16 protein-coding genes are annotated in these 20,809 nt (G+C 72.9%); 5 read left to right on the forward strand and 11 right to left on the reverse strand.

Annotation, left to right across the window (positions count from 1 at the left end):
- Window positions 1-54 precede the first annotated feature (54 nt).
- The 7 genes from ACFPCV_RS20565 to ACFPCV_RS20595 are packed head-to-tail and all read right to left on the reverse strand — an operon-like array spanning window position 55 to window position 7,905.
- The gene (locus tag ACFPCV_RS20565; protein WP_378057880.1) at window positions 55-1,173 is read right to left on the reverse strand and encodes a CapA family protein; all 1,119 of its coding nucleotides are present in this window, start codon (window positions 1,171-1,173) and stop codon (window positions 55-57) included.
- Entirely contained in the window at window positions 1,170-2,573 is a 1,404-nt protein-coding gene (locus tag ACFPCV_RS20570) for an MmgE/PrpD family protein (RefSeq protein ID WP_378057881.1), read from the reverse strand. The genes ACFPCV_RS20565 and ACFPCV_RS20570 overlap by 4 nt, the downstream gene beginning before the upstream one ends.
- Window positions 2,570-3,532, reverse strand: a complete 963-nt coding sequence (locus tag ACFPCV_RS20575; protein WP_378057882.1) for an ABC transporter ATP-binding protein — start codon at window positions 3,530-3,532, stop codon at window positions 2,570-2,572. The genes ACFPCV_RS20570 and ACFPCV_RS20575 overlap by 4 nt, the downstream gene beginning before the upstream one ends.
- Window positions 3,529-4,533 (reverse strand): ABC transporter ATP-binding protein, encoded by a 1,005-nt coding sequence (locus tag ACFPCV_RS20580; protein WP_378057883.1) that lies wholly within the window; start codon window positions 4,531-4,533, stop codon window positions 3,529-3,531. Before ACFPCV_RS20580 ends, ACFPCV_RS20575 begins: the two co-directional genes overlap by 4 nt.
- Complete coding sequence (locus ACFPCV_RS20585; RefSeq protein WP_378057884.1) at window positions 4,530-5,336, reverse strand: ABC transporter permease; 807 nt, start codon at window positions 5,334-5,336, stop codon at window positions 4,530-4,532. Before ACFPCV_RS20585 ends, ACFPCV_RS20580 begins: the two co-directional genes overlap by 4 nt.
- Window positions 5,333-6,340, reverse strand: a complete 1,008-nt coding sequence (locus ACFPCV_RS20590; RefSeq protein ID WP_378057885.1) for an ABC transporter permease — start codon at window positions 6,338-6,340, stop codon at window positions 5,333-5,335. The genes ACFPCV_RS20585 and ACFPCV_RS20590 overlap by 4 nt, the downstream gene beginning before the upstream one ends.
- Before the next feature lie 2 nt (window positions 6,341-6,342).
- On the reverse strand, window positions 6,343-7,905 hold the full coding sequence (locus tag ACFPCV_RS20595) for an ABC transporter substrate-binding protein (RefSeq protein ID WP_378057886.1): 1,563 nt from the start codon (window positions 7,903-7,905) through the stop codon (window positions 6,343-6,345).
- Between the two features lie 177 nt (window positions 7,906-8,082).
- Between ACFPCV_RS20595 and ACFPCV_RS20600 the strand changes: the two genes are divergently transcribed.
- From ACFPCV_RS20600 to ACFPCV_RS20615, 4 genes are read left to right on the forward strand one after another with little or no spacing between them, the layout of a single operon-like run.
- Window positions 8,083-10,149: an acetate--CoA ligase family protein gene (locus ACFPCV_RS20600; RefSeq protein ID WP_378057887.1), complete on the forward strand. Its 2,067-nt coding sequence runs from the start codon at window positions 8,083-8,085 to the stop codon at window positions 10,147-10,149.
- Window positions 10,146-11,384, forward strand: coding sequence for an FAD-dependent oxidoreductase (locus ACFPCV_RS20605; protein ID WP_378057888.1), 1,239 nt, complete (start codon window positions 10,146-10,148; stop codon window positions 11,382-11,384). The genes ACFPCV_RS20600 and ACFPCV_RS20605 overlap by 4 nt, the downstream gene beginning before the upstream one ends.
- Window positions 11,385-11,416: 32 nt before the next feature.
- The gene (locus ACFPCV_RS20610) at window positions 11,417-13,009 is read left to right on the forward strand and encodes a long-chain-fatty-acid--CoA ligase (RefSeq protein WP_378057889.1); all 1,593 of its coding nucleotides are present in this window, start codon (window positions 11,417-11,419) and stop codon (window positions 13,007-13,009) included.
- Window positions 13,006-14,193, forward strand: coding sequence for a thiolase family protein (locus tag ACFPCV_RS20615; RefSeq protein WP_378057890.1), 1,188 nt, complete (start codon window positions 13,006-13,008; stop codon window positions 14,191-14,193). The genes ACFPCV_RS20610 and ACFPCV_RS20615 overlap by 4 nt, the downstream gene beginning before the upstream one ends.
- Before the next feature lie 98 nt (window positions 14,194-14,291).
- Here the strand turns inward: ACFPCV_RS20615 and ACFPCV_RS20620 are convergent, their stop codons facing one another.
- The 4 genes from ACFPCV_RS20620 to ACFPCV_RS20635 all read right to left on the reverse strand — a co-directional run bounded on the left by ACFPCV_RS20620 (window position 14,292) and on the right by ACFPCV_RS20635 (window position 19,542).
- Entirely contained in the window at window positions 14,292-15,440 is a 1,149-nt protein-coding gene (locus tag ACFPCV_RS20620; RefSeq protein WP_378057891.1) for an ABC transporter ATP-binding protein, read from the reverse strand.
- Window positions 15,437-17,212: an ABC transporter permease gene (locus tag ACFPCV_RS20625; protein ID WP_378057892.1), complete on the reverse strand. Its 1,776-nt coding sequence runs from the start codon at window positions 17,210-17,212 to the stop codon at window positions 15,437-15,439. The genes ACFPCV_RS20620 and ACFPCV_RS20625 overlap by 4 nt, the downstream gene beginning before the upstream one ends.
- A complete protein-coding gene (locus ACFPCV_RS20630) occupies window positions 17,193-18,242 on the reverse strand; it encodes an ABC transporter substrate-binding protein (RefSeq protein ID WP_378057893.1) in 1,050 nt (349 codons plus the stop codon). Before ACFPCV_RS20630 ends, ACFPCV_RS20625 begins: the two co-directional genes overlap by 20 nt.
- A 112-nt stretch (window positions 18,243-18,354) precedes the next feature.
- Window positions 18,355-19,542 (reverse strand): cytochrome P450, encoded by a 1,188-nt coding sequence (locus tag ACFPCV_RS20635; protein WP_378057894.1) that lies wholly within the window; start codon window positions 19,540-19,542, stop codon window positions 18,355-18,357.
- Window positions 19,543-19,611: 69 nt separating this feature from the next.
- Between ACFPCV_RS20635 and ACFPCV_RS20640 the strand changes: the two genes are divergently transcribed.
- Window positions 19,612-20,805, forward strand: a complete 1,194-nt coding sequence (locus tag ACFPCV_RS20640; protein ID WP_378057895.1) for a cytochrome P450 — start codon at window positions 19,612-19,614, stop codon at window positions 20,803-20,805.
- Window positions 20,806-20,809: the final 4 nt, after the last annotated feature.

The raw sequence follows: 20,809 nt of genomic DNA on the forward strand, positions 1-20,809 counted from the left end.
ACAGTTTGCCTTCCGTTCGACACGACCTTCGTTTGCTGTTGTGTGGTGTGCCGCTCATGTTGCCGCGTGGACCAGGACGTGGTCGCCCTCGACGGTGAAGACCGTGTCCAGGCCCTGGTCCGCGCCCGCCGCGGCGAGGTAGTCGACCACGTCGGTGAACCGGGGGTCGGCGGGCGACAGCAGCTCGGGCACGGACCGGCGGCTGATGTCGGCGGGTGAGAAGCCGACCGAGGTGATCTCACCGCGCTCGATCGCGCACCGGACGAGGACGGTCTTGCGGGAGTCCGGCGGGAAGTTGTACGTGCTGTCGAGGTCCGGCTCCCATCCCGGGTGCAGGCGCAGCAGCTCGCGGAAGCTTGGCCGCGCGGCGTGCTCGGCGGTCATCGGCAGGTCCATCGCGAAGTTGCCGAGGCTGTAGAAGATCGCCTTGCCCCGGTACACCTCGACGCCCTTCAGGATGTGCGCGTGGTGTCCCAGGACCAGGTCGGCACCCGCGTCGACCGCGGCGTGCGCGACCTCGCGCTGGTAGTCGGCGAGCACGGCCGGGACGAAGTGCACACCCCAGTGCATGGACAGCACCACGACGTCGGCCAGCTCGCGGGCCCGGCGCACGTCGTCGAGCAGGGCGGCCAGGTCCTCGCGGTGCGCGTAGGTGTGGACCCGTGCCGGTGTGCCGGGCTGGTCGGGCTCGATCTGCTCGTAGTGGGTGTGGGCGCGCAGCGGTGCGCAGCCCGGCCGGTTCCCGGTGGCCCAGTAGCCGGCCGGGAGAATGCTGCAGTAGGCCAGGAACGCGACCGTGGTGCCGTCGTGCTCGACGAGCCGGGGCGCGCGGGCGGCGGTCAGGTCCGCACCGACCCCGGCCACGGTGATGCCGGCGTCGGTGAGGGCGTCGATGGTGTCGTGGAAACCCTCGGGTCCCCAGTCCATGCAGTGGTTGCCCGCCCACGAGAGCACGGTGAAGCCCGCGTCGCGCAGGTCGGCGGCCGCCCGCGGGTCGCAGCGCGCGGTGTGGCGGGCCTGTGGCATACGCGTGCCGCGCCGGGTCAGGTTCATCTCCAGCTGGCCGAAGACGATGTCGCCGCCGCGCAACTCCTCCCGCACCCGCGTGAACAGGGACGCCGGGTCGTCCCGTTCTGGGCCGAGGTCGCCGACGGCGTACAGGGTGGTGGTCATGGAACCTCCTCGATGGCGCGGCGCAGGACGGTGGTGACCGCGTGGACGGGGCCGTCGTCGCGGAGCGCCTCGACCGCGGCGGCGACCGCCGAGGCCGTTTCGGTGCCCACGACGGGCGCGGCGAGGTCACCGAACTTGGCCCGCACCTCGTCGCCGGTCAGCGGAAGTGCCGGGGTGCCGCGTGCCTCGGCCCGGCGGGTCACCTCGCGGCCACCCGCGCGGACGGTCACCCGCGCGAGGAGCCGGTGCGGGAACACGGCCTGGGCCTCGTCGTCGACCTCGAGGCGGACGCGCTCGGCGACCCTGGTCACCTCGGGCAGGTCGAACCCGGCCGCCCGCAGCCGGGCGTACTCGCGGGGCCCGTTGCCGCCGAGCACCAGCTGGGTGGCGACGGCGTGCTCGGCGCTGAACTGGGCGCCGGTCATGTCCTTCGGGCGGGGCCCGATGGCGCCGACGTGGTGGCGGGTCGCCGCGTCGGTGCCGACCACCACCTCGTCCACAGTGGACGGATCCAGGCCGTCCTGTCGCAGCGCGGCGGCCGCTTCGATGGGGGCGTGCAGGCCCGCGCACACGCAGAACCGTTTGACGGCGAGGCCGTGCACCCGCCAGGTGGCGCCCAGCTCGTCGGTGAGTGCCTCGGGCCGGGGGTGGGCGACGAACGCGTGCAGCAGCCCGCGCCCGCCCTCGATCGCCGTCGGCGGGCCGGGGAAGCCGTCGGCCGCCAGCCTGGCCGCGCGCAGGCCGCTCATCGCGGCGAGGCCGGCGTGCAGCCGCTTCACCTCGCCGCCGGAGCGGGTGTACTCGGTGACGCCACCCGCCTGGCTCGCCGCCAACCCGAACGCCGAGGTCATCGTCGCCGCGTCCAGCCCGGTGAGCCGTCCCGCGGCCGCCGCCGCGCCGAACACCCCGTGCACGCCCGTGACGTGGAACCCGCGGTCGGACGTGAGCGACGGCGTGGTGGCCAGCCCCAGGCGCAGCACCACCTCGAAACCCGCGGCCAGCGCGGTGATCAGCGCGTGCCCCCGGGCACCGTGCTGCTCGGCCACCGCGAGCGCCGAGGGGACGACCACGCAGCCAGGGTGCGCGAGCGCGGGCAGGGCGTAGTCGTCGATCTCGAAGCCGTGTCCGGCGGTGGCGTTCGCGAGCGCCGCCCACTCGGGCCGTCCCGTCCGGGTGGCGCCGAAGACAGTGGCGGGGCCGTCCGGTGTCTCGGCGAGCGCGTACCGCCGCACCACCGCGTTCCACGGCATCGTCGCGCCAAGCAGTGCCGCGCCGAGGTGGTCGAGCGTGTGGGCGAGCACCTTGTCCACCACGTCGCCGGGCAGCCGGTCGTGGGTGAGCTCGGCCGTGAACGCGCCAAGAGCGGCCGTCGCGCCGACGCGATGACTCGCGCCACTCATGCGAAGTGGCACGCGGCCGCGTGGTCCGCGCCGACCTCGCGCAGCGCCGGAGTCCGTTGCGCGCACACGGGTTCGGCGAGCGGGCAGCGGGTGCGGAAGCGGCAGCCGCTCGGTGGGTTCATGGGTGATGGCACCTCTCCGGTCAGCGCGGGCCCGGCAGGCGGGGCCTCGGGGTCGGGCACGGCGGCCAGCAGCGCGCGGGTGTAGGGGTGGGCGGGGGAGCCGAACACGCTCGCCGCGTCGCCGGTCTCCACGATCCGGCCGAGGTACATGACCGCGATCCGGTCGCTCACGTTGTGCACCACGGCCAGGTCGTGGGAGATGAACAGCATCGCCAGGCCGTGCCCGGCCTTCATGTCCTCGAGCAGGTTGAGCACCTGCGCCTGCACCGAGACGTCCAGCGATGCCACCGGCTCGTCGCACACCAGCAGGTCCGGCCCGACGATCATGGCCCGCGCGATCGCGATGCGCTGGCACTGCCCGCCGGAGAACTCCGCGGGCCTGCGGTTCCCGACCTGTGCGGGGTCGAGACCGACCTCGGTCAGCGCGGCGTCGACCCTGGTGGCGATCTCGTCCTTCGGCAGGCCTGCGATCGCCAGGCCCTCGCCGACGATGTCGCGCACGCGGCGGCGCGGGTTCAGCGCCGACCTCGGGTCCTGGAAGATCATCTGCAGTCGCCCTCGGGTGGCGCGCAGCGCGGCGCGGTCGAGCGTGGCGAGGTCGCGGCCGTCGAACCGCACCTCCCCGGCATCCGGTGGCGGGAGGCGCAGCACGGCCCGGCCGGTCGTGGACTTGCCGCACCCGGACTCGCCGACGAGCCCGAGCGTCTGGCCCCGGTCGATGGTGAAGCTCACCGCCGACACCGCGTCGACCGTCCCACCCCGCACGGGGAACCGCTTCACGAGGTCACGCACGGACAGCAGCGGCTCGGTCGGTGGCTCGGTCGTCAGCTCGGTCATCGCACCTCCTGTGGTGCAGTGGGGACGGGGACGAGGCAGGCGTGCTCGTGCGCGGCCGTGCCGGTCAGCGGCGGGACCCCGGCCGCGCAGTCGGCTCTGGCATGGGAGCACCGGGCCGCGAACGGGCAGCCCGGCGGTGGCGCGTACGGGTCGGGCGGCGAGCCGGCGATGACCCGCAGCCTGCTGTGCGGCGCATCGCCGAGGCGGGGGACCGCGGCGAGCAGCGCCTCGGTGTAGCGGTGCCGTGGTGCCGAGAACACCGCCGCCGCCCGGCCGTGCTCGACGACCCGCCCGCCGTACATGACCGCGACGTGGTCGGCCCGTCCGGCGACGACGGCGAGGTCGTGGCTGACGAGGATCATCGCCATGCCGCGCTCCCCGGCCAGGTCGGCCAGCAGGTCGAGGATCTGGCGCTGCACGGTCACGTCGAGCGCGGTCGTCGCCTCGTCGGCGATCAGCAGGTCCGGCTCGCAGGACAGGGCGATCGCGATCGTGATCCGCTGCCGCAGGCCACCGGAGAACTGGTGCGGGTAGTGCCGCAGCCGCCGCGCCGGGTCCGGGACGCCGACCTGGTTCAGCAGGTCGATCGCCCGGTCGCGTGCCTCCGCCCGGCCAAGCCCGAGGTGGTGGCGCATGCCCTCGGTGAGCTGCCTGCCGACCGGCACCACCGGGTTGAGCGCGGTCATCGGGTCCTGGAACACCATGCCGATCCGCCGCCCGCGCACCCGGCGTGCCTGCGCGGGTGGCAGCGCCGCCGGGGCGACGCCGTCGAGGCGCACCTCGCCGGTGATCCGGTGGCCGGGACCGAGCGCGCCGGCGACCGCCCGGACGAGCGTCGACTTGCCGCAGCCGGACTCGCCGACCACACCAAGCACCTGTCCGCGCTCGACGGCCAGCGACACCCCGTCGACGGCACGCAGCGTGCCGGCCGCGGTGTGGATGTGGCAGCTCAGGTCGCGCACGACCAGCAGGGGCTCGGTCGTCATCGCTGTCGCCGTCATCGCGTCTCCCCACCGGACAGCCGCTCCCGCAGGCGCTCGCCGACCGTGTTGAACGACAGCACGGTCAGGAAGATCACCACGCACGGCACGAGCACCAGGTAGGGCGCGGTGTACAGGAAGTCCTTGCCCTCGGCGATCATCGCGCCCCAGCTCGGGGAAGGTGGCGGGATGCCGACGCCGAGGAAGGACAGCGACCCCTCGACGACGATCATCAGCGCCATCATCACGACCGCGTACGACGCGACCGGCGCCACCGTGTTCGGCAGCAGCTCGCGGAACATCAGCCTGCCGTGCCCGGCGCCCATCGCCCGCGCCGCGAGCACGTAGGTCCTGCTCAGCTGGCCGAGCGCGGCGGCGCGGGCGATCCGCGCGAACGGCGGCAGGAACAGCACGCCGAGGCTGAGCACCAGCGTGCCGACCCCGGGCCGGGCGACGGCGGCCAGTGCGAGCAGGAGCAGCAGCGGCGGGAACGCGAGGATGCTGTCGGTGACCACGCCGACGACCTCCTGCACCGCACCTCGCAGGTAGGCGGACAGGAGCCCGAGCAGGCTGCCGAGCACGCACGCGGTCACCGTGGCGCCGAGGCCGACCAGCAGTGAGATCTGGGTGCCGTGGACCAGTCGAGACAGGACCGACCGGCCGATGCCGTCGGTGCCGAGGAACTCGGGGAACGTCGAGAACGGCGGCTGCGCCGGCGGGCCTGCCGGAGCGTCGTAGGCCGCGATCGGCAGCACGTCCGCGGTGAGCGCGAGCACCGCGAGCAACGCCAACCACGCGACGGCAAGCCATCCGGTGGGCCTCATCTGGTCCTGATCCTCGGGTCGAGCACGGCGTAGCAGGCGTCCACCGCGGCGTTGACGAGCACGTACACGACCGCGACGAGGACCACGAGTCCCTGCACCGTCGGGATGTCCTTCGCGGGCACGGACTGGATGGCCAGCCCGCCGAGACCGGGCAGCGCGAACAGGCTCTCGACGACGATCGAACCGGCGAGCAACCTGCCGAGCGCGACTCCCGCCACGGTCACGAGCGACAGCGACGAGGGCCGCAGCACGTGCCGGAACAGCACGTACCGGGGTGGCAGGCCACGTGCGGTCGCGGTGCGGACGAAGTCCTCCCGCATGGTGGCCGCCACGTCACCGCGCAGGAGCCGCAGGAAGGCGGGCAGCTCCCCGACGGCCAGCGCGATGGCAGGCAGCAGAGCGTGCCGCAGGTTGTTCGTGAGTCCCTCCGACAGCGGCGACCAGCCGCTGACCGGGAACCAGCGCAGGGTCACCGCCAGCAGGTAGATCAGCACGACGGCGGCGACGAAGACGGGCACGGCCAGCAGGCCGGAGGAGATGGCGGACACGGCCCGGTCGAACCGGCCGCCCGCCCGGTAGCCGCTGAGGACGGCCAGCGGCACGGCGATCAGGAGCGAGATCACGAGCGCCAGCAGCGTCAGCTCGAGGGTGACGGGCAACCGGGACAGGATCGTGTCCAGCACGGGCTGCCCGCTCTGCACCGACTGTCCCAGGTCGCCGGTGAGCGCACCGCCGAGCCACTCGGTGTACCGGGTGAGGAACGGGCGGTCGAAGCCGTACTCGGCGTCCAGTGCGGCGACCTGCTCCGGCGTGGCCGTGGGACCGAGGATCGCCGCGGCAGGGGAGCCGGGGATCAGGTCGACGAGCGCGGTCGCCGCGAGCGTGACCAGCGCGAGCACGGCCAGCAGCCGCAGCAGCCTGCGTGCGAGCGGCGCCCCCGGCCGGGACCCGCCGCCGGGGGGCGGCGCGGTCGCGGCCGGGGATTCCAGGGTGGGCGTGCTCATGCTCAGCCCGCGAGCCCGAGCCGGTCGTAGCGCAGGCAGCCGTCGCCGTGCAGCGACAGGCCGACGAGGTCCGAGCTGTGCACGGTGTAGGTGGCCTGGTTGCGGAACGGGAGGATCGGGACGTCCCGTGCGACGAGGCGTTCGACGGTGGCGTACGCCTCGGCGCGGGTCGCCTCGTCGGTGCTCTGCCTGCCCTCGTCGAGCGCGGCGTCCACCTCGGGGGAGGAGTAGGACATGTAGTTGGTCTGGCCGCCGCTGTGCAGCAGCTTGTAGAGGTTGGGCTCCGGGTCGGGCACCGGCACGATCTGTGCCGACAGGTCGAAGTCCCGTGCCTGGAACACCTTCCGGTCCAGCGACGCGTTGTCGAGCACCTCGATGGCGACCTCGACGTCGCGGAACTGGCTCAGCCTGCTCTGCAGGTACTCGGCGGTGCGGCGGAAGAACCCGCTCCCCGGCATGCTGACGGTGAACCGCACCGGCTTGCCGTCCGCCGCCAGCTCGGTGAACAGCTGCTGTGCCTCGTCCTTGTCCTGGCCGGGCAGGACGCGCTCGTCCGGGTGGAACGGCGAGTCGGGGCCGTAGAGGCTCTCGGGCTGCGACGAACCGGGGTCCACCACCGCCGCGAGATCCTTGCCGTCGATGGCGAGCGCGACCGCTCGGCGGGCGCGGACGTCGTCGAAGGGAGCGCGTGCGGTGTTGAACATCAGGGTCGGGCCACCGCCCGCCGCCGCGCGGGTGACGGCGAGCCCGGCGCCTTCCGCGCGCTGCGCGAACGACAGCTCGGAGCCGGGGACGGCGGCGTGGGCCTGGCCGGTGGTCACCGCGTTGATCCGCTGAACGGGGTCGGCGATCACCCGGAACGTCACGCTGTCCAGGTAGGGCCGGCCCTCCTGGTAGTAGGCCGGGTTGCGGACCAGGGTCATGTGGTCGTCGCGCACCCATTCCTCCAGCACGAACGGTCCCGCGCCGACGGGCTTCTCGGCGAACGCGGCCGGGTCGGCACGCAGCGCGGTCGGTGAGCCGATGTAAGTGAGGTTGAGTGCGAGGGTCCGGTCGAACTGGCTGTTGGGAGCGGGCAGGGTGATCGTCAGCGTGCGTTCGTCGGCCACCGCGAACGTGACGCCCGCGACCAGCCCGGCGAGCGGGGACTTCGTCGCGGGGTCCGCGATCCGTTCGTAGTTGAACTTCACCGCCTCGGCGTCGAACGGGGTGCCGTCGGAGAAGCGCACCCCGGCACGGAGCGTCAGCGTCCACACGCGACCGTCGGCGTCCGAGGTCAGGCTCTCGCCGATGCCGGGGGTGACCTCGCCGGTGGCGGCATCGGCCGCGAACAGCACGTCGAAGATGGCCGACATCCGGTTGGCGTCCCCGGACGGGGTGAGGTTGAAGAGAGCCGCGGGATCGAGCCCGCGTGCCGCGTCGACGCCGAGCACGATCGTGGCGTCGCCACCCGTGCGTGGCGCGTCCGACGCCGTTGTTGGTTCGGGGCCCGCACCACAGGCGGTCGCGACGAGCGCGACACCTACCGCAACGGACGCGAGTCCCCATCGACAGCTGTTCCGCATCGGCCAAATATGACACATGCATCCCTACGCCCGTCAAGCAAACTGTGTTATTTATACGACGAAGCCCGGAAATTGCTGGTGAGAGCCACTGTTCCGCTGTATCGGCGGCGGCGATGTCTCGTGATGACATATGACACTCTTGTTGACGAGCATCGAGTAGATGGCAATACTCGCTGCGTGCATCTCGGTTCTCTCCTCCACCCACGCGGCATCGCCGTGGTCGGTGCGAGCGACACGGCGGGCAAAGCCGGGTACGCGCTGACCCGCACCCTGTCCGGTTTCGACGGCGACCTGTACCCGGTCAACCCGGCGGGCGGCACGATCGCGGGCCGCACGGCGTACCCCGCGGTCACCGACATCGGCGCTCCGGTCGACCTCGCGGTGCTCGCCGTCCCGCCTCGCGCGGTCCCCGGTGTGCTGGCCGACTGCGGCAAGGCGGGCGTGACGGCCGCGATCGTGTGCTCCGGCGGCTTCGCCGAGGCGGGGGCGGACGGCGCGGCGCTGCAGGACACCGTGACCGCCGTGGCTCGCGAGCACGGCATCCGGCTGCTCGGGCCCAACACCTCCGGCTACGTGAACCCGGCGGACGGGGTGTTCGCGACCTTCGTGCCGAGCGTCGTCGACCTGCCGGCCGGGCCCGCGGCGATCGTCGCGCAGAGCGGCGGGGTCAACCTCGCGCTGTGCTTCCTCGCCGCGGCGGAAGGGCTGGGCCTGCGGCTCGGGGTCGGCCTGGGCAACGCCGTCGACGTCGGGTTCGCCGACGTGCTCGACCACCTCGCCGCCGACGACGCGACCGCGGTGATCGGCCTGCACGTCGAGGGGGTGCCGGACGGCAGGCGGCTCGTCGACGCCGTGGCGCGGACCGCGGTCGGCAAGCCGGTGGTCGTGCTCAAGGTCGGCCGGACCGACGTCGGGGACTTCGCGCGGTCGCACACCGGCGCCATCACCGGACCGTTCGAGCTCACCCGCGCGGCACTCGCGCAGGCCGGTGCCGTCGTGGTCGACGACCCCGCCGAGCTGGTCGACGCGCTGCGTGCGCTCGCCGCCGGGCGCGTCCCGGCCACCCGGCGGCCCGGCGTCGGGGTGGTGACCGGCCAGGCCGGGCCCGGCCTGATCATCGCCGACGCGCTGGCCGCGGCCGGGGTCCCGGTGCCAGCGCTGTCCACCGCGAGCCGTGCCCGCGTCGGGGAGTTGCTGCCGCCGCTGACCTACCAGGACAACCCGGTCGACACGGGCCGGCCGTCGGAGACCTTCCCCGAGGTCGCGGCCACGGTCGCCGCGGACCCGGGCATCGACGCGCTGGCCGTCTACGCGCTCGACGAGCCGGACGCACTCGACCTCGCCGCGACCGTGCGCGTCATCGGTCGTTCTGCCGGTGGCGCGGTGCCGGTGCTCGTCGGAAGTGGCGGTCTCCCGGCCGTGCTCGACGCCCGGCAGCGTGAGCTCGACCTGCCGCTGTTCCGGTCACCCGACCGGCTCGCGCGGGCGATGTCGGCACTCGTCGCCGACTCCGCCGCCGCGTACCGGCTGGCCCGGCGCGCCGACGGGTGGCGCCCGGCCGGGCGCACGCTCGGCCCGGAACCCGTCGACGAGCACCGCGCGAAGGTACTGCTCGCCGAGTTCGGGCTCACGGTGCCGCGGCGGTACGCCTGCGACACCCGTGCCGACGCCCACCACGCCCTCGAGGCGCTGGGCGGGCCGGTCGTGGTCAAGATCCGCGACGCCGGGATCACGCACAAGTCCGATGTGGACGGCGTGCGCGTCGGTGTGCGCACCGCCGCCGACCTCGACGACGCACTCGATGCCATCGACCGGTCGGCGTCGGCACTCGGTACGGTCCCACGCTATCTCGTGGAGCGGCAGGCGCCTGCCGGTCCCGAGCTGATCGTCGGCGCCACCCGGGACGCCGTCTTCGGGCCTGCCGTGCTGCTCGCGCTCGGCGGGGTCGGCGTCGAGCTGGCCGCCGACCCGATCCTGCGGCTGGCCCCACTGTCCGACGTGGACACCGAGGACATGGTCGCGGCACTGCCCGAGCGGCTGCTCGCCGGGTACCGCGGCGCGGTGCCGGTGGACCGGGCCGCGGTCGCGGCGGCGGTCCGGTCGGTGGCCGCGGTGTTGCTCCACCACGACGACGTCGCCGAGGTCGAGGTCAACCCGTTGCGGTTGACGCGCGACGGCCCGGTCGCGTTGGACGCGGTGATCGTGCTCGAACAACCAGCTGGTGAGAAAGAGGTGCGCGGATGACGGGGGCTGTGGCAGGACGACAGCAGGACAGGCACGCGGCGCTCGTCGTCGGCGCCGGGCCGGTCGGGATGGCCGCCGCGCTGGCGTTGCGGGCGCTGGGCCGCCCGGTGACGGTGCTGGAGGCGGGGGCGGCGGACCGGCTGCGGCCGGGCAGCCGCGCGATCTTCGTGCACGGCGTCACCCTCGGCGTGCTGGACCGGTCGTGTCCCGGCATCGCGACGACCCTCGCCGCGCACGGCGTGCTGTGGCACACCAAACGGACTTTCTACGAGGGCCGCGAGGTGTTCAGCCGCAACTACCCGCCACCCGAGCCCGGTGTCCTGCCGCACTTCACGAGCCTGCCGCAGGTCGACACCGAGCGGTACCTGCTGCAGGCGTGCAAGGAGGCCGGTGTCGAGTTCGCCTGGAACAGCGCGGTGACCGGCGTGGCGTCCACTCCGGACGGCGTGGTGCTCACCACCGCGGCAGGCGCGCGGTGGACGGCCGACTACGTCATCGCCGCCGACGGGGCGAGCTCCTCGGTGCGCAAGGCGATCGGCACCACGATGGACGGCAACCGGTCCGAGGGCTGGTACATCGTCGTCGACACCGACGAGGACCCGGCCGACCCGCTGCCGGTCGAGCGGATCTTCCACTACGGCCACCCCGCCGTCGACGGCCGCAACGTGCTGCTCGTGCCCTTCGCCGGTGGCTGGCGCGTCGACCTGCAACTGCACGACACCGACGACCCCGACGAGTTGCGCCAGGGCGAGGGCCTGCGCGACTGGATGCGGGCGGTCATGCCGGCCGCGTACGCCGAACGCGTCACGTGGGCGTCGTCGTACCAGTTCCTGCAGGTGGTCGCGGACGACTTCGCCGACCCGCACCGGCGGGTCCTGCTCGTCGGCGAGGCGGCGCACCTGTTCGCGCCGTTCGGGGCGCGGGGGCTGAACTCGGGCGTGCCCGACGCCGACGCGGCCGCCACGGCCGTGCACCTCGCACTGTCCACCCCCGTTCGGTCCAGGGCGGTGGCCGCGGTCGAGGACTTCGCGATCTCCCGGCGCCGCGCCGCCCTGTTCAACCGCGACGCCGCGGGCGTGTCGCTGGAACACCTGCGGCCCGACGACGAGGTGCTCGCCAGGCAGCGCGCCGCCGCCGAGGGCTCGGCCGCGGACGAGAAACTCGGGCACTGGCTGGACATCGCACCGTACGGGCCGCGTGAGGCGCCGCCCGCCAACACGATCTACCGGTACTGAAGGGGGCGCGCGTGCAGGGCACGATGGGACGGATGCCGCTGTCGCTCGCGATGGTGCTGCGGCGCGGGGCGTCGTTCGGCACGCACGCCCGCCTCGTCGGCGTCGATCCGGCAGGCAGGGTGACCCGCACCTGGCCGGAGCTCGCCGCACGGGCACGCAGGCTCGCGGCCGCGCTGCGCTCGCTCGGCGTGGCACCGGGGGAGCGGGTCGGCACGTTCTCGTGGAACCGCCTGGCCCACCTGGAGCTGATGTACGGGGTGCCGCTGTCCGGCGCGGTCCTGCAACCGCTCAACGTCCGGCTGTTCGGCGAGCAGATCGCGTGGATCGCCCGGCACGCCGAGGACCGCGTCGTCTTCGTCGACGCGGCCCTCACCCACCGGCTCGCGGAGATCAGGCCCCTGCTGCCCGGCGTGGACTACGTGGTCCTGCCGGACGGCACGCCGCCGCATCCCGGCTTCGCCGACGCGGCCGACTACGAGGAGCTGCTCGCCGCCGCGCCGGACGAGGAGCCAGCCGAGCCGGACGAGTGGTCGGCCGCCTGCCTCTGCTACACCAGCGGCACCACCGGCAACCCCAAGGGCGTCGTCTACACCCACCGCTCGCTCACCCTGCACGCCATGAGCGCGTTGTTCGCCGACTCGTTCGCCGTGCGGGAACGCGACGTGCTCCTGCCGCTCACGCCGCTGTTCCACGCCACCGCGTGGGGTCTGCCCTACGCCGCGGCGCTGGCCGGTGCGTCACTGGTGCTCGCCGGGCAGGACACCAGCCCGACGGCCGTCGTGGACCTGGTCCGCACCGAGGGCGTGACGATGGCGGCCGGCGTGCCGACCTTCTGGCTCGCCGTCGACCAGCTCGCCGGTGCCGATCTCGGCGGCCTGGAGCGGATCCTGTGCGGTGGTTCGGCCATCCCGGCCGACCTCGTCGCGCGCTACCACCGCCGCGGGGTGCTGATGCAGCAGGGCTGGGGGATGACCGAGATGTCCCCGTCGGGCAACATCACGAACGTGCGGGCGCGCCTGGCCGGGCTGCCCGAGGAGCAGCGGCTCGCACTGCACGCCACGCAGGGGCTGACGACCGCCGGGGTCGAGCTGCGGGTGGTCGGCGAGGACGGCACTCCGCAGCCGCACGACGGCCGCTCGGCAGGCGAGGTCGAGGTGCGCGGGCCGTGGGTGACCGAGTCGTACTACCGGCCCGACGACGACAGCAACGACACCCGGTTCCACGACGGCTGGCTGCGCACCGGCGACGTCGGCACCGTCGACACCGACGGCTACCTGCGGGTGCTGGACCGCACGAAGGACCTCATCAAGTCCGGCGGCGAGTGGATCAGCTCGATCGAGCTGGAGAACCACCTCATGGACCATCCGTCGGTCGAGCGTGCTGCCGTCATCGCGGTCGCGCACCCGGAGTGGGTGGAGCGGCCCGCCGCGCTGGTCGTGACGACCGGGGACGTGACCGCAGAGGAGCTGCGGGACCACCTGCGGGCGCGGGTGGCCCGGTGGTGGGTGCCCGAGCTGGTCGAGTTCGTCGACGAGCTGCCGCTGACCGCCACCGGCAAGTTCGACAAGCGCCGCATCAGGCAGACCTGGCAGGGCGCGTTCACGGCACCGAGGAGGAACTCATGAGATTGACCGATGTGGCCATCCCACTTGGGCTGGGCTGGTCGTCGCCGTTCACGCGCTGGCAGGGCCCGCTGTCGGAGATGAGCGGCATCGACCTCGCCGTGGACGTCACCGGGCGGGCGCTGGCCGCGCGGGAGTTCGACCCCGCCGGGGTCACTTACGCCGTGCTCGGCACCACCGTCCCGCAGGCCACCGGGTTCTACGGCGTCACGTCGGTGGCGCCCCGCCTGGGCATGCCCGCGGTGACCGGTCCGGTGATCGCTCAGGCGTGCGCCACGTCGGCCGCGGTGCTGCAGGCCGCCGCGGTCCAGGTGCAGCTCGGCGCGCACCGCACCGTGCTGGCCGTCGCCACCGACCGGACGAGCAACGGCCCGCTCATGGTCTACCCGTCACCGGCCCGGTCCGGGGGCGCGCCGCGCACGGAGCACTGGGTGCTCGACCCCATGCAGGAGGACCCGACCACCAGGGACTCGATGCTCGCCACCGCCGAGAACGTCGCCGCGGACGAGGGCTTCACCCGCGACGAGCTGGACGAGGTGACGTTGCTGCGCCACGAGCAGTACCGCGCCGCGCTCGGCGACGACCGGGCCGTGCAGCGGCGTTACCTGGTCGAGGTGCACGTCCCTGGCCGCAAGGGGCACACGGTGGTGGCCGAGGACGTCGGCGTGCACCCCGCGACGCCCGAGGGGCTCGCGAAGCTCGCGCCGGTCACACCGGGCGGTGTGGTCACCTACGGTTCGCAGACCCATCCCGGCGACGGCACCGCGGGCGTGGTGCTGTCCACGGTGGACACCGCACGTGCGCTCGGGGCCGGGGTCGCCCGGGTCCGCGCCGTGGCGTTCGCACGGGTCGAACCGGCCAGGATGCCCAAGGCGCCGGTGCCCGCCGCCCGTGCCGCGCTCGCGGACTCGGGCCTGGAGATCGCGGACATCGACGTCGTGACCACGCACAACCCGTTCGCCGTGAACGACCTCTACTTCCACCGGCAGACCGGGTTCCCGCTGGATCGCATGAACCCGTACGGCTCCAGCCTGGTGTACGGGCACCCCCAGGGCCCGACCGGACTACGTGCCGTGGTCGAACTGATCGAGGCACTGCGTGCCCGCGGCGGCGGCCGGGGGCTGTTCACCGGCTGCGCCGCGGGCGACACCGCGGGCGCGGTCGTCATCGAGGTCGACGACCGGTAGGACCTGCGCCTCCGCGCCGGAGGCGATGCCCTGAAAGGCGCGTCCGGGACGCTCAACGCCCTGGACGCGCCTTTCGGGGCATCGCACTCCGCGGCCCTTCAGCCCTCCGCCGGGAGGATCAGTACGTCCTCCGCGCGGACGGTCACGGTCACCCGCGTGCCCTCCGCCGCGTCGTGGTCGCCCAGCAGGCGGAACGACTGCTCGCCGGCCTTCGCCACCGTCTCGGTGTGGGCACCCAGGAACAGGACCGCCGTCACCTCCGAGGGCCACGCGTTCTCCTCGGCCCCACCCGCCGCCACCAGCCGGGTCCGTTCCGGTCGGAACACCGCCACCGCCTCCGCGCCGACCGCGAGGTCGGCCCGCGCCCCGGCGACCTCGCCGACCACCGTGCGCAGCACGGTGGTCCGCTCCTCGTGGCGCACCACCGTGCCGGTGAGCTCGTTGCTGGTGCCGACGAAGTTCGCGACGTAGCGGGAGACCGGCCGCCGGTAGATCGTGGCCGGGTCGGCCAGCTGCCGCACCCGTCCGTGCCCCATCACCGCGATCCGGTGTGCCAGCTCCATCGCCTCGGTCTGGTCGTGTGTCACGTACACGGCCGCGAAGCCCAGCTCCCGCTGCAGCGACAGCAGCTCCAGCCGCAGCTGCTCCCGCACCTTCGCGTCCACGTTGGACAGCGGCTCGTCGAACAGCACCAGGTCGTCCCCGCCGACGATGGCCCGCGCCAGCGCGATCCGCTGCTGCTGGCCGCCGCTCATCTGGTTCGGGTACTGGCGGCCCAGCTCCGGCGTGCCCACCATCTCCAGTGCCGCGCGCACCCGCCGGTCCACGTCCGCCCGGCCAGGTTTCGGCCGGGCGTTGCGCAGCGGGTACGCGATGTTGTCGAACGCCGTCATGTGCGGCCACAGCGCATAGGACTGGAAGATCATGGAGAGCCTGCGCCGCTCCGGTGGCAGGTCGACGCCGCGCTGCGCGGCGAACACCTCCTCGCCGCGCAGGGTGACGCTGCCCGCGTCGGCGCGTTCCAGCCCGGCGATGATCCGCAGCAGCGTCGTCTTGCCGCAGCCGCTGGGACCGAGCAGCACCAGGAACTCGCCGGGCCGCACCTCGAGCGACACGTCGTCGACCGCGCGCGCGATCGAGCCGTCGGCCCGCCGGAACGCCTTGACCAGGCCGCTGACCCGGACCACGGGCTCCTGCTCGTCGCCGGGCTCCCGTCGGGCGGCCAGGTCCTGTGACATGAGTGTCATCTCGCTCCTGTCGGGTTCGCTGGCGCGCTCCACCGCGCGCTGCGCCTGCTCAGCACCATCACGACGAGCACGACCGCACAGCTGATCACGGTGAGCACGGTGGACAGCGCGGCGAGCGTGGCGTACGAGCCGTTCTGGTAGATCTCGAGGATCCGGAAGCCAACGACCGGGTTGCCGGTGCCGGCCAGGATCGACGAGGCGGTGAGGTCGCCGATCATCCGGACGAACAACAAGGCCCAGCCGGTGATCAGTCCCGGCAGCATCAGCGGCAGGTAGACGCGGCGGAACGTGCGCGCCTCACCGGCCCCGCCGACGCGGGAGGCCTCTGGCAGTTCACCGCCGACCTGCGCCACCGCCGCGTCCGCCGCCACCGCCGCCTGCGGCAGGTACAACGCGAGGTAGGCGAGCAGCAGGATGGTCAGCGTGCCGCCCAGCCCGAACGGCGGCCCGGCCAGCGCGAGCACGAACCCGACCGCGAGCACGATGTGCGACAGCGTCGAGGGAAACTTGATCGCGCCGTCGAGGAAGCGCCCGAGTCTGCCGGCCTTGCTGACGTACAGCGCGACGACGGCGGCCACCCCGATGCCGATGGTCGCGCCGAGCAGACCGAGCCCGAGGCTGTTCAGCAACGCCTCCTGGGTGGTCGAGTCGTCGATGATCGCGCGGCGGAGCGCGTCGAACCCGAGCGCACCCCAGTTGATCTTCGTGGTCCAGAACCCGGTCAGCGACACGATCAGCAACGCGGCGAGCGGCAGCACGGTCGTCACGGCCAGGTAGGCGACCATGAGCACGCGCACCGGCCCGCGCCACCGGCCGAGCCGGAGCCGGTTCACCCGCTGTCCCTTGCCGCCGACGGTCGCGTGCCGCCCTCGGCCGACGACGAGCCGCTGCGCCCACCACGCGAGCGCCACGAATCCGACGACGATGAGGCTCAGCCCGACGGCGACCCCGGTGCGCGACGGGTACTCGGCGAGCGACTCGACGATCCGTACGGACAGGATGTCGATGTCGGCGCCGGTGCCGATCACGGCCGGGATGGAGAACAGGCCGAAGCCGCTCCACAGCATCAGCAGCACCGCGCCCGCCAGGCTGGGCTTGACGCCGGGCATCGTGACCTTGCGCAGTGTCCGCAGTGGACCGGCGCCGCTGACCCGGCTCTGCTCCTCCAGGCTCGGGTCGAGGTTGCGCAGGCCGGCCGAGGCGAGCATGAACGCGTACGGCACCTGGTAGATCGTGTAGACACCGATCAGGCCGTACCAGGAGTAGATGTCGAACGGCCCGTCGGTGAGGTCGACGCCGACGACGCCGAGCAGGTCCCTCAGCCACGTGTTGAGGTAGCCCGCGCGGGGCGAGAGCAGCAGCACCCAGCCGATCGCGCCCGCGACCGGCGGCAGCAGGAACGGCACCATCGGCAGCGCGTCGGTGAGCACCCCCATGCGCGCGTCGGTGCGCTCGTTGACCCACGCGAGCGCGGTGCCGATGACCAGCGCGACGGCGCTGCTGACCACGACCACGACCACGGTGTTGACCACGAGTCCGACGAGTCCCGGCTCGGCGAGGGTCTCCCGTACCGGCCCGAGGTCCAGACCGCCGCCGGAGAACAGGAGCCGGTGCACGACCGCACCGAGCGGGTAGAGCGCCAGGGCCGCGAACAGGACCGCGATCCCGATGCTGACCTTGCCGAAGACCGAGACCGGGCGGCGCAGGGGGCGGCGGGCCGGTTGTTCGACGGGCCGGGGGGCGGGGTGCAGGTCAGTCGGCACCGAGGGCACCGAGGATCTCCTTCTCCTTCTTCGCGGCCTCCGCGTGGACCACCCGGGTGAACCTGGCCGGCATCTGCGCCTCGTCGTACGGCGACACCGACCCCGGCTGGCTGTTGAGGATCTTGTTGCCCTCCTCGGAGAGCACGAAGTGGGTGAGCAACCGCGCCGCGTTCGGGTGCTCTGCCTCGGTCGCGATCCCGGCGACGATCTCGGGGCCGTTGGTGAGCGACGGGACGTTGATGGCGACCGGTGCGCCCTTGTCCTTCGCGGGCTGCACGGCCGAGGTCACGTTCGGCACGGTGATCGCGCCCTCGCCGGCCGCCATCGCCTCGGTGAGCGGGACGGTGCCGTCGTAGAAGCGGGCGACCTGTCCGCGGAGGTCACGCAGGTAGTCGATGCCGTACTCCTGCTCGATCATGTACCAGAAGTCCACATAGGCCGGTGACGACTTCGGGTTCGCCATCAGGATCCTGCCCTTCCACTTCGGGTCGAGCAAGTCGGGCCAGTCCTTCGGCGCGTCCTGTTCGGACACCTCGTCGGTGTTGTAGCCGAAGCCGGACGGCTGGACCTGGACCACGGCGGCCCCGGGGTCGGCGAGCACGAAGTCCGCGGGCAGGCCGGCCGGGTAGTCGGGGATGCCCGCTTCCGGCAGGGGAGTCAGCCAGTCCTTGGCGATGCCGTCGGCGTAGAAGGGGGAGTTCGACACCATGAGCATGTCGGCGCCGGGCTTGCCCGCCTCCGCCTCGGCGGAGAACCGTTGTGCGAGCGGCGCGGCGGTGAGCCGGACGAAGCTCGCGTCGATGCCGTACTTCTCGGTGAACGCGTCGGCGAGCGCCTGCGCCACGTCCTCCGGCGGCACCGAGTAGAACGTGACGCTACCTTCCTCACGTGCCTTCGTGATGAGGTCGGCCAGTGCCTGGTTGCCTGCCTTCGCGGCCTCGTCGGCGGCGGCCTCACCACCGTCGCTCCCGCCGCACGCGGTGAGCCCGAGGAGGGCGACGGCCGCCAGCGCGGCCCCGAATCTGGTGCGTAGAGCCATCATTGCTCCTTGGCGAACTGGACCGGCACGGCCTGTCAGGTCACATACATTGACGCTCATGCAAAGAAGTGTCAAGAGCTTCGTCGTGTGGTCGCCGCGCGTACCCGGGCACTCACGCAGGGCGGGGGGTGATCTGCAGTGGCACCCGCTGTGCGCCGAGCTCGGGCATGCGTGTCGGCTCGATCTCGCCGGCCAGCTCGAAGTGGCTGGTCGCGCCCAGCAGTTCGGCGAGTGCGACCCGCAGGGACAGGCGTGCGAGCGCCATCCCGGCACAGCGGTGCGGGCCCCGGCCGAAGGCCAGATGCTGACCGATGTTCGGGCGGTCGAGGCGGAAGGTGTCGGGCTCTTCGAACACGCTCTCGTCCCGGTTGGCCGAGGCGTACACCAGGGTGACGGGCTCGCCGGGGCGGATCCGCCTGCCGTGCACCTCGACCTCGCGCGCGACGGTCCGCGCGAACCCGCGGTAGGGCGTGTAGAGCCGCAGGAACTCCTCCAGCGCGGCGGGCAGCAGCTCCGGCTCGGCACGCAGCCGGTCCTGCAGCGGGCGGTCGCGCGACAGGTGTACGCAGATCCCGCCGAGCAGCAGGGGAGGGGCCACCAGTCCGACGACGAGTGACTGCCGCAGCGCGCCGATGACCAGATCGTCCGGGATCGGCTCGCCGTCGTGGGTCTCCGCCAGCAGCGAGCTGGCCGGGTCCAGCTCCGGGTCGCGCGGTGTCCGCTTGCGATCGGCGACCAGGTCGCGGGCCATCTGGTACATCTCGTTGCTCTTCTCGGTGACGAGGTCACCGTCCTGTGCACGCCACGCGGCGACCCAGGTCGAGGCCGTCGCCGCGAGGTGGCGGACCTGGCCGGCAGGCAGGTTGAGCCACTCCGCCGCGACGAACGCGGGGTAGGTGGTGCCGAACTGGGCGGCGATGTCGCCACCGCCCGCGTCGAGCAGCGGCCGCAGCTCCCGTGCCGCGTGCTCGGCGAGGACCGGCTCCAGTTCGGCGAGGCGCCGCCGGTGCAGCGTGCGGTCCAGGGCCCGGCGGAACGGGGTGTGCGCGGGGGCGTCGAAGTTCAGCGGCGGGCGGCGGATCCCGCGCGGATCGCTCGGCACGACCGCCCGGACCGAGGAGATGTAGAGGTGCGGGTCGGCCGCCGCGGCCTTCACGTCGGCGTAGCGGGTGAGCGCCCAGAAGCCGCCGTAGGCCGAGGTGTGTGCGACGGGGCAACGTGCCCGCAGGTCGCGGTAGGTCTCGTACGGGCTGTCGAACGTCTCCGCCGCCAACGGGTCGAAGTCGTCACCAGGATTCATGTCAGCACCATACTTGACACTTATTGTTTCTAGTGGTGATCTATCCGTCGAATAAAGAGAGGTGGCTGGATGGGATCGAGTGATCACGACTTCGACCCGCTCGCGGCGGAGACGTTCGACAGCGCGCACGAGCTGTACCGGCGGATGCGGCGCGAGTGCCCGGTCGCGCACAGCACGACCTACGGCGGCTTCTGGGCCCTGTTCCGCCACGAGGACGTGGTCCGGGTACTGACCGACTCCGACACGTTCACCACCTCCGTGCAGAACGTGGTGCCGAAGTTCGCGTTCACCGGCCGCCGCCCCCCGCTGCACTTCGACCCGCCCGAGCACACCGTCTACCGCCGGGTCATCAACCGGTCGCTCACCCCGCGCAAGGTGGCCGAGCTGGCCCCCAAGGTCCGCGAGCACTGCGTCGCGGTGCTCCAGCCGTTGATCGACGCGGGACGCGGGGACGTGGCCGCCGACTACGCCCAGGTCTTCCCCGCGCACGTGTTCGCCGAGTTCTTCCACGTGCCGCTGCACCTGTCCGCGCGGATCAAGCAGATCAGCGCCGAGTACGTGGCCGCCATCCAGGTCGTCGACGACGACAACGTGAAGCGGCTCTCCCGGCTGCTCTACGACATCGCGGGCGAGGTCATCGAGGCACGCAGGACCGACGGCTTCGCGCCGGAGGACGACCTCACGACCGCGCTCCTCGCCGAGACCGACGACGGCGAGCCGCTGCCGCCGGAACTGGTGCTCGGCTGCGTGCGGCAGCTGCTGGTCACCGGCATGGTCGCGCCCAGCGTCTTCATCGGCACCATGCTCGCGCACCTGGCCGAGCACAAGGACCTGCAGCGCCTGCTGCGTGCCGAGCCGGAGCGGATCGACGCGGCGGTCGAGGAGTACCTGCGGCTCTACACGCCCTACCGGGGGATGTCCCGCACCGCACGCCACGACGTGGAGATCGGCGGCAGGCTGATCCGCGAGGGCGAGCCGATCGCGCTCGTCTACACCTCGGCCAACCGGGACGAGGCCGTGTTCGGCGACGGCGAGACCTTCGTGCTCGACCGTCCGGAGCTGCGCCGCTCGATCGCGTTCGGTGCGGGCATCCACTCCTGTCCCGGCGCACCGCTCGCGCGGCTGATGCTGCGCACCACGGTGGCCGAGCTGCTGGCCAGGACCAGTGACTTCAGCGTCGCTGGAGAGATCGAGATGGCGCGCTGGGCGGAGTGGGGCACCCACCGCGTCCCCATGACGTTCCAGCCCGCCCAGCCCGCGTAGACCC

This window comes from Actinophytocola glycyrrhizae (assembly GCF_042653545.1).
Lineage (GTDB): Bacteria > Actinomycetota > Actinomycetes > Mycobacteriales > Pseudonocardiaceae > Actinophytocola > Actinophytocola glycyrrhizae.